Here is a 14,789-nt window from a genome sequence, read left to right as displayed (position 1 = left end):
AGTTGGGACCTTGTCCCTGTGAGAGTAGGACGTCGCCAAGCAACTAAAAACACAAGTCTTTTGACTTGTGTTTTTTTATTTCCCATGAAATAGGTTCGGTTCTGTTAGTAAAAAATTCGAAATATAGTAAGGAATTTTTTGAGCAGAAATAGTAAGAAATTGATAAATAAATGGGTAATCTTCAGAGCCATAGCTTCCAAGTAAATCATACCACCAATCTGTTTCGTATCTAGAAATCATACTTAAATTGTAGAGCAATAAATAATGAACGAGAAGTTCAGGCAATACGGGTGTAGGATTTCTAGGGTCAGTTGTGAGTGGTAAGTAATAAGTATCAGCGAGATATTCGTAGTATAAAGGCGTACTATATATAGGATTCCACGATTGGATAGGAGCTGTAAAAAGTAAATTGGATGCGCTCGTTTTCCCGGGGACATGTTGCACGGATAAGTGCTTACAAATTGATTCAATATAACGTGAAAATCTTTCTGAAGTCATATGAAGTCGATCTAGTATATTGACTGAAAAGGAAAGTTCATTTGCATTTGTTGAATCAATTTTATATAAAGTGGAACCTCGCTGACTATAGCGAAATAAATTTTGTAATTCAGGAATATTCCCCATTAAATCCAACATGTTAAACTTCTCTGATTCTAAGTGTTTCATGTGAAACAGCTGTTCTGCAACATGAGTAAATAGTCCATTTTTTTGTACCTTTACCTCATCTTCTAAAAATTGATATCCCTGTTTTTTCCGCTTACGAGTCGTAACGCCATGAGCTAAAACAGTAGTGGATTCAGGATAGTTTGGATCAATAGTTAATAAGCATGCTTTAAAAAGTTGGCTCATTCCATAAAACAATAACATTGGCTGAATCGTAAAGGGAGCTACCTTATATAATTCGTAATAATTTTTCCCGTGTTCTAAATAATAAATAAAAGGATAACAATTTTCAAAACCTTTTTTTTCGGCATTTTGTATTGAGGATTTTTCATAACAACGGGCAAGATAACGTTGTACATTTTGAGATGAAAAGAAGAAACTTAGTTGCTGCCAAGTACAATGTGTTTGATGCATATATTACGCTCCTTTTATTGTCTAAAAATTCTAACATATATATACGTCCTTGACAGTATTTTAACCAATTGATAAGCTACTAATAATAATTTCTGGTATCATGGGGGGAACAATTATGTGGGAATCTAAATTTGTTAAAGAAGGTTTGACTTTTGATGACGTATTACTTGTACCAGCAAAGTCAGATGTACTACCAAGAGAAGTAAGTGTTAAAACAGTTTTATCTGAAAGCTTACAGTTAAACATCCCGTTAATTAGTGCAGGAATGGATACAGTAACAGAAGCGGATATGGCTATTGCAATGGCTCGTCAAGGCGGTTTAGGAATTATTCATAAAAATATGTCTATTGAACAACAAGCCGAGCAGGTTGATAAAGTAAAACGTTCTGAAAGTGGTGTTATTTCAGATCCTTTCTTTTTAACTCCAGAACATCAAGTGTATGATGCAGAGCACCTTATGGGGAAATATCGTATCTCAGGTGTACCGGTTGTAAATAATTTAGACGAGCGAAAATTAGTTGGTATTATTACAAACCGTGATATGCGTTTTATCCAAGACTACTCAATCAAAATTTCCGACGTAATGACAAAAGAACAGCTAATTACAGCTCCAGTTGGTACAACGCTAGATGAGGCTGAAAAGATCCTACAAAAGTATAAAATTGAAAAACTCCCTCTTGTTGATAACAACGGTGTATTACAAGGGCTTATTACAATAAAAGATATTGAAAAAGTAATTGAATTCCCAAATTCTGCGAAAGATAAGCAAGGGCGCTTATTAGTTGGAGCAGCAGTTGGTGTAACGGCTGATGCTATGACTCGCATTGACGCATTAGTAAAAGCTAGCGTAGATGCAATCGTACTTGATACAGCCCATGGACATTCTCAAGGCGTTATTGATAAAGTAAAAGAAGTTCGTGCAAAGTATCCATCATTAAATATTATCGCTGGAAATGTTGCTACTGCTGAAGCAACAAGAGCATTAATTGAAGCAGGGGCAAACGTAGTTAAAGTTGGTATTGGACCAGGCTCTATCTGTACAACACGTGTTGTAGCTGGGGTTGGTGTACCACAATTAACAGCAGTTTATGATTGTGCAACAGAAGCTCGTAAACACGGTATCCCAGTTATCGCTGACGGTGGTATTAAGTACTCTGGTGATATGGTTAAAGCTTTAGCAGCAGGAGCACATGTTGTTATGCTAGGTAGTATGTTTGCTGGTGTTGCTGAAAGTCCTGGTGAAACTGAAATTTATCAAGGTCGCCAATTTAAAGTATATCGTGGTATGGGTTCTGTCGGAGCGATGGAAAAAGGAAGTAAAGATCGTTATTTCCAAGAAGGAAATAAAAAACTTGTTCCAGAAGGTATTGAAGGACGAGTACCATATAAAGGACCTTTAGCAGATACGGTTCATCAATTAGTTGGTGGATTACGTGCAGGTATGGGATATTGCGGAGCACAAGATTTAGAATTCTTACGTGAGAATGCACAATTTGTTCGTATGTCAGGTGCTGGTTTACTTGAAAGTCATCCTCATCATGTACAAATTACAAAAGAGGCTCCAAACTACTCATTATAATGTCTTATATATAAATAGACGGAGATTTTATATCTCTGTCTATTTTTTTTTGATTATGTTAGAATAACGGTTATGTGAGTACATAGATATTGGGGGTAGCAAAAGTGAAAGGTATGTTTTGCAAAAGATTCATTGCACTAGTAACAATGCTTACACTAGCTTGTAGTATGTTGTTACCATATAGCAATGCATCAGCTGAAACAGGAGCTGCTTTAAATATTGAAGCAGGTGCGGCAATTTTAGTTGAAGCGAATTCTGGAAAAATTGTATATCAAAAGAATGCTGATGAATTATTATCCATTGCTAGTATGACGAAGATGATGAGCGAGTATTTAGTTCACGAAGCAGTGGATAAAGGAAAGCTTAAGTGGGATCAGAAAATTAAGGTTTCTGAATATGCGTATAAGGTTTCACAGGATGCTTCATTATCAAATGTGGCATTAGAAAATGGTGGCTCTTATACAGTAAAAGAGTTATACGAGGCAATGGCAATCTTCTCTGCAAATGGTGCAACGATTGCATTAGCAGAAGCAATTGCAGGTAAAGAAGTAGATTTCGTAAAAATGATGAATGATAAATCGAAAGAATTAGGGTTGAAAAATTATAAATTTGTCAATTCTACAGGTTTAACGAATAAAGATTTAAAGGGAATGCATCCAGAAGGAACAACAGCGGATGAAGAAAATAAAATGTCTGCAAAGGATGTTGCAACTTTAGCACAACATTTAATTAAAGATTATCCAAAAGTGTTAGATACAGCAAAAATCCCGAAAAAAGAATTCCGTCCAGAAAAAGAGAAGTTTGCAATGTCGAACTGGAACTGGATGTTAAAGGGCTTAGTTAAAGAATATGATGGCGTAGATGGCCTAAAAACAGGCTCAACTCCAGAAGCGGGAGATTGCTTCACTGGTACGGTTGAAAGAAACGGTATGCGTTTTATTTCTGTAGTGATTAAAACAAGTTCTCATACAGCACGTTTTGATGAAACAAAGAAGCTATATGATTATGGATTTGCTAACTTTGAAATGAAACAAATGTATAAAAAAGGTTCTTCAGTAAAAGGACAAGAAACAGTACGAGTAGAAAATGCGAAAGACAAAGATGTAGCAGTTCAAACGAAACAAGCCATTTCACTTCCAGTACCAAAAGGAAGTAAAGATGTTTATAAAACAGAATTAAAAGAATCAAGTAAGGGACAAGAGGCACCTATTAAAAAGGGAGCTGCGCTTGGTCAAATGGTAATTACGCCAAAAGATACAAACGATCCTGGGTTTTTAACTGGTAAGTCGTTACAAGTGGATCTTGTAACAACAGCTGAAGTAGAAGAAGCAAACTGGTTTACTCGTGCTATGCGCGGAATTGGTTCTTTCTTTAGTGGTATATGGAATAGTGCTGTTGATACAGTAAAAGGTTGGTTTTAAAAGCTCCTCATTGTAGGGGCTTTTTTTTATTCCTATTTTTCATACCGACTTTATGAAAAAGTAGTAGACAAGCATCTGATAGTTAGTGGTAGAATGTAAGAGTATTCTTAATTTTCGCCTTTAACGGGGAAAAGCAATTCACCTAGGGGGGTTTTTGTAACATGACAAATGTAACAGGGACAGAACGTGTAAAACGTGGAATGGCAGAAATGCAAAAAGGCGGCGTTATTATGGACGTAATTAACGCTGAACAAGCAAAAATTGCAGAAGAGGCAGGCGCAGTTGCCGTTATGGCATTAGAGCGTGTACCAGCAGATATTCGTGCAGCAGGTGGCGTTTCTCGTATGGCAGACCCAACAATTGTTGAAGAAGTTATGGGTGCAGTGTCAATTCCGGTTATGGCAAAATGCCGTATCGGTCACCTTGTAGAAGCACGTGTATTAGAATCATTAGGGGTAGACTATATCGATGAGAGTGAAGTATTAACTCCTGCCGATGAAGTATACCATTTAAATAAACGTGATTACACAGTTCCATTTGTATGTGGTTGCCGTGATATCGGAGAAGCTGCACGTCGTATTGCAGAAGGTGCATCTATGCTTCGTACAAAAGGCGAACCAGGAACAGGAAACATTGTAGAGGCAGTGCGTCATATGCGTCAAGTCAATGCAGAAATCCGTCAAGTTGCAAGTCTACGTGAAGATGAGTTAATGACATATGCAAAAAATACTGGTGCTCCTTATGAAGTACTACTTGAAATTAAACGCCTTGGTCGTTTGCCGGTTGTAAACTTTGCAGCAGGTGGTGTAGCAACACCAGCAGATGCAGCGTTAATGATGCAACTTGGTGCGGATGGTGTATTTGTTGGATCTGGTATCTTTAAATCAGAGAATCCAGCGAAATTTGCACGTGCAATCGTTGAAGCGACAACTCATTATGAGGATTACGAGTTAATTGCAAGCCTTTCTAAAGGATTAGGTAATGCGATGAAAGGTATTGAAATTTCAACGTTACTACCAGAGCAACGCATGCAAGAGCGTGGATGGTAATTGAAGGAGAACTTTAAAATGGTGAAAATCGGTGTACTAGGTCTTCAAGGTGCAGTTCGTGAACATGTAAAATCAGTTGAAGCAAGTGGTGCAGAAGCTGTTGTTGTAAAGCGTATAGAACAACTTGAAGAGATTGATGGTCTTATTTTACCAGGCGGTGAAAGTACAACTATGCGCCGTCTTATTGATAAGTATGCTTTCATGGAACCACTTCGTACATTTGCGAAATCTGGTAAACCAATGTTTGGTACATGTGCAGGAATGATTCTTCTCGCAAAAACACTTATTGGCTATGACGAAGCACATATTGGTGCTATGGATATTACAGTTGAGCGCAATGCGTTTGGACGTCAAAAAGATAGCTTTGAAGCTGCACTTTCTATTAAAGGTGTGGGAGAAGATTTTGTTGGCGTATTTATTCGTGCGCCGTATGTTGTAAATGTAGCGGATAATGTTGAGGTACTTTCTACACATGGTGATCGAATGGTAGCGGTAAGGCAAGGGCCGTTTTTAGCTGCTTCTTTCCATCCGGAATTAACGGATGACCATCGTGTAACAGCATACTTTGTAGAAATGGTAAAAGAAGCGAAAATGAAAAAAGTTGTATAAGTAACTTGCAACTTGTATAAGATTATAGTAAATTGATGGTAACAATTTTATAAAATAAGCGTGTTGATAGGAAGTAGTAACAAATGTCGTTTCTTATAGAGAGTCGATGGTTGGTGGAAATCGATAGAAACAGTTTGTGAATCCATCCTGGAATGGAATGTGGAATATCTTTATGATTAGTAAACATTCCCGGTGAAGAGCCGTTATTTCTACTTGAGAGGAAAGCGGTAATGCTTTCAACTAGGGTGGCAACGCGGGTTAACTCCCGTCCCTTTATATAGGGACGGGAGTTTTTTGTGTTTTATAAAATAAAAGGAGGAGTATATAATGCTTGATATTAAATTTTTACGTACAAATTTTGAAGAAGTAAAAGCTAAGTTACAGCATAGAGGCGAAGATTTAACTGATTTTGGTCGCTTTGAAGAATTAGATACGAGAAGAAGAGAACTACTTGTTCAAACAGAGGAACTAAAAAGTAAACGTAACGAAGTATCTCAACAAATCTCTGTATTGAAGCGCGAAAAGAAAGATGCAGAAGCTTTAATTTTAGAAATGCGTGAAGTTGGAGAAAAAGTAAAAGATCTTGATAACGAACTTCGTACAGTTGAAGAAGATCTAGAAAGATTGATGCTATCTATTCCAAATATTCCGCACGAATCTGCTCCAGTTGGTGAAACAGAGGATGATAATGTAGTAGCTCGCACTTGGGGAGAAGTGAAGGAATTTGCTTTTGAACCAAAACCACATTGGGATCTTGCTACAGATTTAGGAATTCTAGATTTTGAACGTGCTGGAAAAGTAACAGGAAGCCGCTTCGTATTCTACAAAGGTGCTGGCGCAAGATTAGAGCGTGCTTTAATTAGCTTTATGCTTGATCTTCATACTGATGAGCATGGATATGAAGAAGTATTACCTCCGTATATGGTAAACCGTGCAAGCATGACAGGGACAGGACAACTTCCGAAGTTTGAAGAAGATGCATTCCGTATTGAAAGTGAAGACTACTTCTTAATTCCAACAGCTGAAGTACCTGTAACAAATATGCACCGTGATGAGATCTTAAATAAAGAACAATTGCCTATAAGATATGCTGCGTTTAGCTCTTGTTTCCGTTCTGAAGCAGGTTCAGCTGGCCGTGATACACGTGGTTTAATTCGTCAGCACCAGTTCAATAAAGTAGAGCTTGTGAAGTTCGTAAAACCAGAAGATTCTTATGAAGAGTTAGAAAAACTAACAAATGATGCAGAACGCGTGTTACAATTATTAGAGTTGCCATATCGCGTTATGAGCATGTGCACAGGCGATTTAGGATTTACAGCAGCGAAGAAATACGATATCGAAGTATGGATTCCAAGCTATGGCACATATCGTGAAATCTCTTCTTGTAGTAATTTCGAGGCTTTCCAAGCGAGACGTGCAAATATCCGTTTCCGTCGTGAGCCAAACGGCAAACCAGAACATGTTCATACATTAAATGGATCTGGTCTTGCAATTGGACGTACGGTGGCAGCTATTTTAGAGAACTACCAACAAGAAGATGGTACAATTATAATTCCAGAAGTTCTTCGCCCTTATATGGGAGGAAAAACAGTTATTAAGTAAATTTATAAACATTCATCGGTATGAGTGATTGGTAATTATGAGCGTTGTCAGTACTATGATGTAGGAGAGGAAAAGTAAAATTTTCCTTTCCTCATAATTTATTTTAGTAGGGTTGACTAACTGTTTTTCTTTTGATATTATATTTGATGTCAATATGGAGGTATACCCAAGTCTGGCTGAAGGGATCGGTCTTGAAAACCGACAGGCGGCGAGAGTCGCGCGGGGGTTCGAATCCCTCTACCTCCTCCAGATATAATTGACAACAGCGCATATAAGTGGAGATTGGAGAACTCGTTACCACACGTAACGAGTTTTTATTTTAAAACCAATCATAAAGTATGGTGTAAGGCGATTTTGTCCTTATTACACACTCATATTCCGATGATTATCTTCATAGATATGAAAGGAGTCAACATGGATCTTATTATACAAACGTTTCCTTTAGATGGAAAAACTTTATATTATGTACAATGTCCTGTCTGTAAGAACAATAGAATTTTAAACAGTGGTGCAAATGTATCACGCATTATTAGCGATGATACATTCCGTAAACTTTGTGGTTGCACTTGTGATGTAAAGCAAACTGCAACAAAAGTAGAGGCACCAAAAAAAGTTAAAAAAGAAGCTGTAAAGAAAGAAGCAGCTCCAAAACGTACAGGTAAAGTATTAACAGCAGTAATTAACGGGAAAGAAATGACTGTTAAAGAGATTGCTGAGGCGTACGATATTAGTACAAGTACTGTTCGTCAGCGTATTAACGCTGGAAAACCTGAGAGTGAAATTATTGCTCCAACAAAGAAAAAGTAATTTAATAGAAAAACCCGTGCATATGCACGGGTTTTTTATTTTACAAGTTTACGTGTTTGTTTTAAAAAATGACCGATTTTTTTAATGATTGGTTCAATGGAATCGCCATCTTTTAAAATATCGTATTCATTAATGTTTAATCGTAAAACAGGGCATGAATTAAAGTTGTTAATCCAGTTTTCATAACGCCCATGCATCTCTTTCCAATACTCGATTGGTGTCTGCTGTTCCATCGGACGTCCACGTTCTTGGATACGATCAACAATATCATCGAAAGAACCTTCTAAGTAAATTAATAAATCTGGATGTGGGAAGTAAGGAGTCATGACCATAGCGTCAAATAAACCTTTATATGTTTCATAATCAGTTTCTGTCATTGTACCTTTTTCGTGATGCATTTTTGCAAAAATGCCAGTGTCTTCATAGATAGAGCGATCTTGAACAAAACCGCCACCGTATTCAAAAATTCTTTTTTGTTCTTTAAATCGTTCTGCTAAAAAATACACTTGTAAGTGAAAGCTCCAGCGTGTGAAATCAGCATAGAACTTGTCCAAATACGGATTAGAATCTACCTTTTCAAATGATGTGCGATACCCTAAAGCGTTAGCCAATGCAGTTGTCATAGTGGATTTACCGACACCTACTGTTCCAGCGATAGTGATTACTGCGTCATTTGGTATATCATATTTTTGCCTTAAATTCATTATTATTTCGACTCCTTTAAGAGAGTATTTTGAAGGGCAGATAGGATGACGTTTAAATCATCAGGATTTTTTACAAAATCCATATCGTCTCCGTTAAATTTCAATACTGGGATATCTGGATGGTCCTTTTTAAAAGCATCCATTGCTGTTTCATAATCTTTTGTGAGCTGTAGTAAGTAATTTGGATCCATATTTTTTTCGAATTCTCTTCCGCGCATGGCGATTCGCCTTTGTAATGTTTCTAAGCTAGCTGTTAAATAAACGATAACATTTGGAACTGGCATATCTTGTGTAAGGATACGATAGATTTGCATGTACTTGTCGTATTGAGAATCTTTTAATGTACGGGATGCAAAAATTACATTTTTGAATATATGATAATCCGCTACTACTGGCTTCCTTTGATTCAAATACTTTATGTTAATATCTTCTAATTGTTTGTATCTATTACAAAGAAAGAACATCTCTGTTTGAAAACTCCATTCGTCGATGTCTTCATAGAACTTTCCTAAAAAGGGGTTTTCATCAACAATCTCTTTCAGTAAGTGGAGTTGCATGTGAGTTGAAATTTCCTTCGCAAGTGAAGTTTTTCCAACACCGATTGGTCCTTCAACCGTGATAAATGGTACTCCGGTCACGCTGTTTCCTCCTTTCAATCAGTGATTTACCGTGACTACTAAAAACACAAAACAGAATTATTGTAGCACAAGAGGGAAGCGAGCGGGTTAATTTGATATAAAAAGTTGGAAAATAGATATATGTATTAATTAAATTTTATTTGAAACGACGGTACTATATTTGCTTTTAATGTGGCTTCCATTATTTTTAAAGCATGCAGGTTATCCTGATCATCATTAGATGCAATACAGTCCTGTGGTACATACAATGTATAATTCCTCATATGAGCATCGTTAGCTGTAAAGAGGATACATATATTCCCGGCGACACCTGTTAATATTAGATTTTCTATTTTTAAATAGCCTAATAAAGAATTTAAAGGTGTTTCATAAAAAGCAGAGTAATGTGGTTTAATAAAAATGTAATCATCAGCATTTGGAGCGATCTTATGAATGATATTTTTACTATACTCATTTGTACAATGAGTAATCAATTGGTCAATATCAGACCTCCAAAGTTGATAATGGTCATTAATATAAATGATGGGGCAACCGAAGGATTTCATTGTTCTCTTTAATTGTAAAATAGGATTGGTTATAATTTCGCATTTTTTGGCTAGGATAGGCCCGTGTGAAAATTGAAAGTCATTAATCATATCGATAATGAGTAAGGCAGTATTCTTCATATGTAATCCCCTCTCTTTTTTCTTAGGGTGGATTGAATTTATAAAAGTTATCCCATGTGTAGTAAATGGAAATAAGTGTACTTTATTTGTAATGAAAGGACTATGTTATGGAACGTGATCAAGATATTTATTTTATGCAGTTAGCAATAGAAGAGGCTAAAAAAGCAGAGGCAATACAAGAAGTACCGATTGGGGCAGTTATAGTGTTGGATGGTGAAGTAATTAGTGTTGCTCATAATTTAAGGGAGACTGAGCAAAGATCGATAGCTCACGCTGAGTTGTTAGCTATTGATGAGGCGTGCAAAAAATTAGGGACATGGCGTTTAGAAGATGCGACGTTATATGTAACATTAGAGCCTTGTCCGATGTGTGCGGGTGGAATTGTTTTATCACGAGTAAAGCGAGTTGTATATGGTGCGAGTGATCCGAAAGGTGGATGTGCAGGGACATTGATGAATCTGTTAACGGATGAACGCTTTAATCATCAATGTGAAGTAGTAGCTGGTGTATTAGAAGAAGAATGCGGTACGCTGTTAACGAACTTTTTTAGAGCGCTTCGTAAAAAAAGAAAAGCGATTAAGAAATTAGAGAAAAGTAAAGAGAATTAACGTATTTGCATTTTATAAAAAAACAAGTTATACTGATAGTGCCTTTAATGAAGGCAACCGAATATTGGTTTTAACTTTGCCGTGCTAAGCGGGGAGGTAGCGGTGCCCTATACTCGCAATCCGCTCTAGCGAGGCCGAATCCCTTCTCGAGGTTATGTTGCTGTAAGGCCTGCCTTAAGTAAGTGGTGTTGACGTTTGGGTCCTGCGCAACGGGACCCCGTGAACCTTGTCAGGTCCGGAAGGAAGCAGCAATAAGCGGGTCTTCTCGTGTGCCGCAGGAGTGCCTGAACCGAGCTAACTGCTTAAGTAACGCTTATGGTACGTAATCGACAGAAGGTGCACGGCAGTTATATATGTATACAAAACTCACCTTAATACTAAGGTGGGTTTTTTGTATAGAAAATAACTTTTGGAATCTATAAACAGAATGGGTTATAATAAATGAGATAATAACCTTTGAGGGAGGCCGTATTTTCGTGTCATACCAAGCGTTATACCGAACATGGAGACCGCAAAAGTTTGAAGATGTAGTCGGTCAAAAGCACGTGACAAAAACGTTGCAAAATGCCCTTCTTCAAGAGAAAGTTTCACATGCTTATTTATTTTCTGGGCCGAGGGGAACAGGAAAAACGACAATTGCAAAAGTGTTTGCAAAAGCAATTAACTGTGAACATGCTCCGGTAGCTGAACCTTGTAATGAATGTCCTTCTTGTTTGGGGATTACACAAGGATCTATTTCAGATGTATTAGAAATTGATGCGGCTTCAAATAACGGTGTAGATGAAATTCGAGATATTAGAGATAAAGTAAAATATGCTCCAAGTGCTGTAGAATATAAAGTATACATTATTGATGAAGTTCACATGCTTTCCATGGGTGCCTTCAATGCGCTTTTAAAAACGTTAGAAGAACCGCCAGGACATGTTATCTTTATTTTGGCGACAACAGAACCGCATAAGATACCGCCTACAATTATTTCGCGTTGCCAACGTTTCGAATTTCGAAAGATATCAGTAAATGATATTGTTGAGAGATTATCGACAGTTGTGAACAATGAAGGTACGCAAGTAGAAGATGAGGCATTACAAATTGTTGCACGTGCCGCTGAAGGTGGTATGCGTGATGCGCTCAGTCTTATTGATCAGGCAATATCTTATAGTGATGAAACAGTTACAACAGAAGATGTATTAGCTGTAACAGGGTCTGTTTCTCAGCAATACTTAGGCAACTTAGTAGAATGTATACGTGAAAATGATGTATCAAGAGCATTACGTATCATAGATGAGATGATGGGTAAAGGGAAAGATCCAGTTCGCTTTATGGAGGATTTCATTTACTATTATCGTGATATGCTTTTATATCAAACTTCACCACAATTGGAACATATGTTGGAACGAGTAATGGTTGATGAGCAATTCCGGACGTTAAGTGAAGAAATGCAGCCGGAAGTAATCTATGAGATCATTCATACTCTTAGTAAAGCACAACAGGAAATGAAGTGGACAAATCATCCGCGAATTTTCTTAGAAGTTGTTATGGTACAACTGTGTCAACAGTTTATGATGCAAGCAAATGGTGCAGATCGTTTACAAGCAATTATGAACAGGATGCAGCAATTAGAGAAAGAGTTAGAACAAGTCAAAAAGAATGGTGTGCCGGCCGGTGTGCAGCAGGAAGTCAGAGAGACGCGTGCAGCACCAAAGCCAGTACGGACAGGAAGTATGAAGATACCTGTCGGACGCGTAAATGAAGTATTAAAGCAAGCGAAGCGTCAAGATTTAGAACAATTAAAAGCTGTATGGGGAGAGTTGTTAGGAAGACTCAAAGCATACAACAAAGTAGCGTTTGCTGTTTTATTAGAAAATAGCGAACCGGTAGCGGCTTCAGATGATACTTACGTTTTAGCGTTCCAATATGAGATTCACTGTAAAATGGCAAGCGAAAATCGAGAGGCTATGGATACAGTGGAACAAACTTTATTTGAATTGCTAAGTAAAAGATTAAATATGATTGCCATTCCAAAAAGTGAATGGGGTAAAATCCGTGAAGATTTTTTACAGCGTGAAGGTGGAAGTTCTGAAGAAAGCCCAGAGAAAAAAGAAGATCCTCTCATAGAAGAGGCTGTAAAATTAGTAGGGCAAGAACTCATTGAAATAAAAGAGTAATAATAATTAGGAGGAATTAATTATGATGCGTGGCGGAATGGGAAATATGAATAACATGATGAAACAAATGCAAAAGATGCAAAAGGAAATGGCAAAGGCGCAAGAAGAACTTGGCGAAAAAACAGTTGAAGGTACAGCTGGCGGCGGTATGATCACAGTTATTGCAAATGGTCATAAGCAAATTCTTGAAGTAAAAGTGAAAGAAGAAGTTGTAGATCCAGAAGATATCGAAATGTTACAAGACTTAGTGTTAGCTGCAACAAACGATGCACTTAAGAAAGCTGATGAACTTTCAAACTCTACAATGGGTAAATTTACAAAAGGCTTAAACTTACCGGGTGGAATGTTCTAGGAGGATATTGATATATGCATTATCCAGAACCAATATCAAAACTAATTGATAGTTTTATGAAATTGCCAGGAATCGGACCGAAAACAGCGGTTCGATTGGCGTTTTTCGTATTAGATATGAAAGAAGATGATGTGTTAGGTTTTGCAAAAGCACTTGTAAATGCGAAGCGAGACTTAGCATATTGTTCTGTGTGCGGGCATATTACTGACCGTGATCCTTGTTATATTTGTAACGATTCACATCGAGATCAATCAGTTGTTTGTGTCGTGCAAGAACCGAAAGATGTAATCGCGATGGAGAAGATGAAAGAGTATCAAGGTGTATATCATGTGTTACGTGGTGCTATCTCTCCAATGGAGGGAATTGGACCAGAAGACATTAATATCCCGCAACTTCTAAAGCGACTACACGATGAAACAGTACAAGAAGTAATATTAGCAACAAATCCTAATATTGAAGGGGAAGCTACAGCGATGTATATATCCCGCCTCTTAAAGCCGACAGGTATTAAAGTAACTCGTATTGCACACGGTCTGCCAGTTGGTGGAGATTTAGAATATGCAGATGAAGTGACACTGTCGAAAGCGTTAGAAGGTCGTAGAGAAGTATAAGAGGAGAAACAAAAATGTTCTTTCAAAAAAAGGGTAAATTGCGTAAAGAGTATGATGATAAGCTAATTGTACTATTAGAAAAGGTGAAGAATGAATGGTTACGTCAAAAGAGAATGGTTGAACAAAGTGTTGAACCATCTCAAGATGTACTTTGTTCTTTGAAAATAGCAGAGGCGAAATATTTCTTCTTGCTAAAAGAAGCAAAACGTCGTCCTGTAAAGATGGAGCAATGGTAAAAGGTTCTGCTGAAAAAGCAGAGCCTTTTTATTTTATTCGTTTGGAAAGATCGATTAATAGTTTTTGTGAAGAACGTGTAGCCGAATTAAGGTGAATAAGATGAAACGACTGGAGTTATATAATAAACGTTCTTTTTTATCGTCTTGTCCCATACAAATAAATGTGTATAGGTCATTCATAAGGAGGAAAAAATGAATTCTACAATTATTATTGTTGGTATTCTTGCGTTAGTTTTTATTTTCCTTGTTTTTGGTGTTTCTTCTAAGCCGTTGCGTTTTATAGGAAAAGCGCTCTTTCATGTTACTTTGGGAGTAGCATTACTTTTTATCGTAAATGTTGTAGGAACGTATTTTGATTTTCATATCCCAATTAACTTGGGCACCGCAACAATTACAAGTTTATTAGGCCTACCCGGTGTTGCTGCATTAGTGGTTATTAAACTTTATATCATGCCAAAATAAATTTATTTTGGCATTTTTTTTAAAAGTGTTGACTTGTGAATGATTAATATGGTAAATTAATAAGCGTCGTCAGGAACGAAAGAAAAAAGTTGTTGACAGGTTTAACGCAAAATGTTAAATTATAAAGGTCGCTGAAACGCGATGTTGAACTTTGAAAACTAAACGAAACAAACAACGTGAAACGTCAATTTTTATTTTAGATGC

At 37.1% G+C, this 14,789-nt stretch carries 16 protein-coding genes, 1 tRNA gene, 1 other RNA gene and 1 other annotated feature; of the genes, 14 read left to right on the top strand and 4 right to left on the bottom strand.

What is annotated here, in order from left to right; all coding sequences use genetic code 11:
• Positions 1–75: 75 nt before the first annotated feature.
• The gene (locus FH036_RS26705; protein WP_139896424.1) at positions 76–1,077 is read right to left on the bottom strand and encodes a YaaC family protein; all 1,002 of its coding nucleotides are present in this window, start codon (positions 1,075–1,077) and stop codon (positions 76–78) included.
• Positions 1,078–1,192: 115 nt separating this feature from the next.
• On the opposite strand from FH036_RS26705, the gene guaB reads away from it, so the two are divergent.
• From guaB to FH036_RS26670, 7 genes are all read left to right on the top strand, one after another.
• Positions 1,193–2,656 (top strand): IMP dehydrogenase, encoded by a 1,464-nt coding sequence (gene guaB / locus FH036_RS26700; RefSeq protein ID WP_000264079.1) that lies wholly within the window; start codon positions 1,193–1,195, stop codon positions 2,654–2,656.
• A 113-nt stretch (positions 2,657–2,769) separates the two neighbouring features.
• A complete protein-coding gene (dacA, locus tag FH036_RS26695) occupies positions 2,770–4,077 on the top strand; it encodes a D-alanyl-D-alanine carboxypeptidase DacA (RefSeq protein WP_012644137.1) in 1,308 nt (435 codons plus the stop codon).
• A gap of 161 nt (positions 4,078–4,238) precedes the next feature.
• Positions 4,239–5,126, top strand: coding sequence for a pyridoxal 5'-phosphate synthase lyase subunit PdxS (gene pdxS, locus FH036_RS26690; protein ID WP_000186156.1), 888 nt, complete (start codon positions 4,239–4,241; stop codon positions 5,124–5,126).
• A gap of 18 nt (positions 5,127–5,144) precedes the next feature.
• Complete coding sequence (gene pdxT, locus FH036_RS26685) at positions 5,145–5,735, top strand: pyridoxal 5'-phosphate synthase glutaminase subunit PdxT (RefSeq protein ID WP_000238781.1); 591 nt, start codon at positions 5,145–5,147, stop codon at positions 5,733–5,735.
• Positions 5,736–5,789: 54 nt separating this feature from the next.
• Positions 5,790–6,011, top strand: a binding site (T-box leader).
• Between the two features lie 51 nt (positions 6,012–6,062).
• On the top strand, positions 6,063–7,337 hold the full coding sequence (gene serS / locus FH036_RS26680; protein ID WP_000884181.1) for a serine--tRNA ligase: 1,275 nt from the start codon (positions 6,063–6,065) through the stop codon (positions 7,335–7,337).
• A 156-nt stretch (positions 7,338–7,493) separates the two neighbouring features.
• A tRNA-Ser gene (locus FH036_RS26675) sits at positions 7,494–7,586 on the top strand.
• Between the two features lie 165 nt (positions 7,587–7,751).
• Positions 7,752–8,144, top strand: a complete 393-nt coding sequence (locus FH036_RS26670; RefSeq protein WP_000364200.1) for a sigma factor-like helix-turn-helix DNA-binding protein — start codon at positions 7,752–7,754, stop codon at positions 8,142–8,144.
• Positions 8,145–8,179: 35 nt separating this feature from the next.
• Here FH036_RS26670 and FH036_RS26665 read toward each other — a convergent pair whose 3' ends face one another.
• From FH036_RS26665 to FH036_RS26655, 3 genes are all read right to left on the bottom strand, one after another.
• Complete coding sequence (locus FH036_RS26665; protein WP_001053585.1) at positions 8,180–8,848, bottom strand: deoxynucleoside kinase; 669 nt, start codon at positions 8,846–8,848, stop codon at positions 8,180–8,182.
• Positions 8,849–8,850: 2 nt separating this feature from the next.
• Positions 8,851–9,486: a deoxynucleoside kinase gene (locus tag FH036_RS26660; RefSeq protein ID WP_000148227.1), complete on the bottom strand. Its 636-nt coding sequence runs from the start codon at positions 9,484–9,486 to the stop codon at positions 8,851–8,853.
• Positions 9,487–9,611: 125 nt separating this feature from the next.
• Positions 9,612–10,151, bottom strand: coding sequence for a cysteine hydrolase family protein (locus tag FH036_RS26655; protein ID WP_000798716.1), 540 nt, complete (start codon positions 10,149–10,151; stop codon positions 9,612–9,614).
• A gap of 107 nt (positions 10,152–10,258) precedes the next feature.
• On the opposite strand from FH036_RS26655, the gene tadA reads away from it, so the two are divergent.
• From tadA to FH036_RS26620, 7 genes are all read left to right on the top strand, one after another.
• Positions 10,259–10,759, top strand: coding sequence for a tRNA adenosine(34) deaminase TadA (gene tadA, locus FH036_RS26650; protein WP_000439009.1), 501 nt, complete (start codon positions 10,259–10,261; stop codon positions 10,757–10,759).
• Between the two features lie 79 nt (positions 10,760–10,838).
• An RNA gene (ffs, locus tag FH036_RS26645) (signal recognition particle sRNA large type) lies at positions 10,839–11,103 on the top strand.
• Between the two features lie 132 nt (positions 11,104–11,235).
• Positions 11,236–12,924, top strand: a complete 1,689-nt coding sequence (gene dnaX / locus FH036_RS26640; protein ID WP_000121557.1) for a DNA polymerase III subunit gamma/tau — start codon at positions 11,236–11,238, stop codon at positions 12,922–12,924.
• A gap of 25 nt (positions 12,925–12,949) precedes the next feature.
• Positions 12,950–13,276, top strand: coding sequence for a YbaB/EbfC family nucleoid-associated protein (locus tag FH036_RS26635; protein ID WP_001996460.1), 327 nt, complete (start codon positions 12,950–12,952; stop codon positions 13,274–13,276).
• Positions 13,277–13,290: 14 nt separating this feature from the next.
• Positions 13,291–13,887, top strand: a complete 597-nt coding sequence (recR, locus tag FH036_RS26630) for a recombination protein RecR (protein WP_000559169.1) — start codon at positions 13,291–13,293, stop codon at positions 13,885–13,887.
• Positions 13,888–13,901: 14 nt separating this feature from the next.
• Positions 13,902–14,123, top strand: coding sequence for a YaaL family protein (locus FH036_RS26625; protein ID WP_000466020.1), 222 nt, complete (start codon positions 13,902–13,904; stop codon positions 14,121–14,123).
• A 192-nt stretch (positions 14,124–14,315) separates the two neighbouring features.
• Positions 14,316–14,585: a pro-sigmaK processing inhibitor BofA family protein gene (locus tag FH036_RS26620; RefSeq protein ID WP_001089262.1), complete on the top strand. Its 270-nt coding sequence runs from the start codon at positions 14,316–14,318 to the stop codon at positions 14,583–14,585.
• The last annotated feature ends 204 nt before the right edge of the window (positions 14,586–14,789 follow it).

The organism is Bacillus sp. CD3-5 (genome assembly GCF_006349665.1).
In the GTDB taxonomy this organism is placed as follows: domain Bacteria; phylum Bacillota; class Bacilli; order Bacillales; family Bacillaceae_G; genus Bacillus_A; species Bacillus_A paranthracis.
This window is presented reverse-complemented; position numbering and strand designations above follow the sequence as displayed.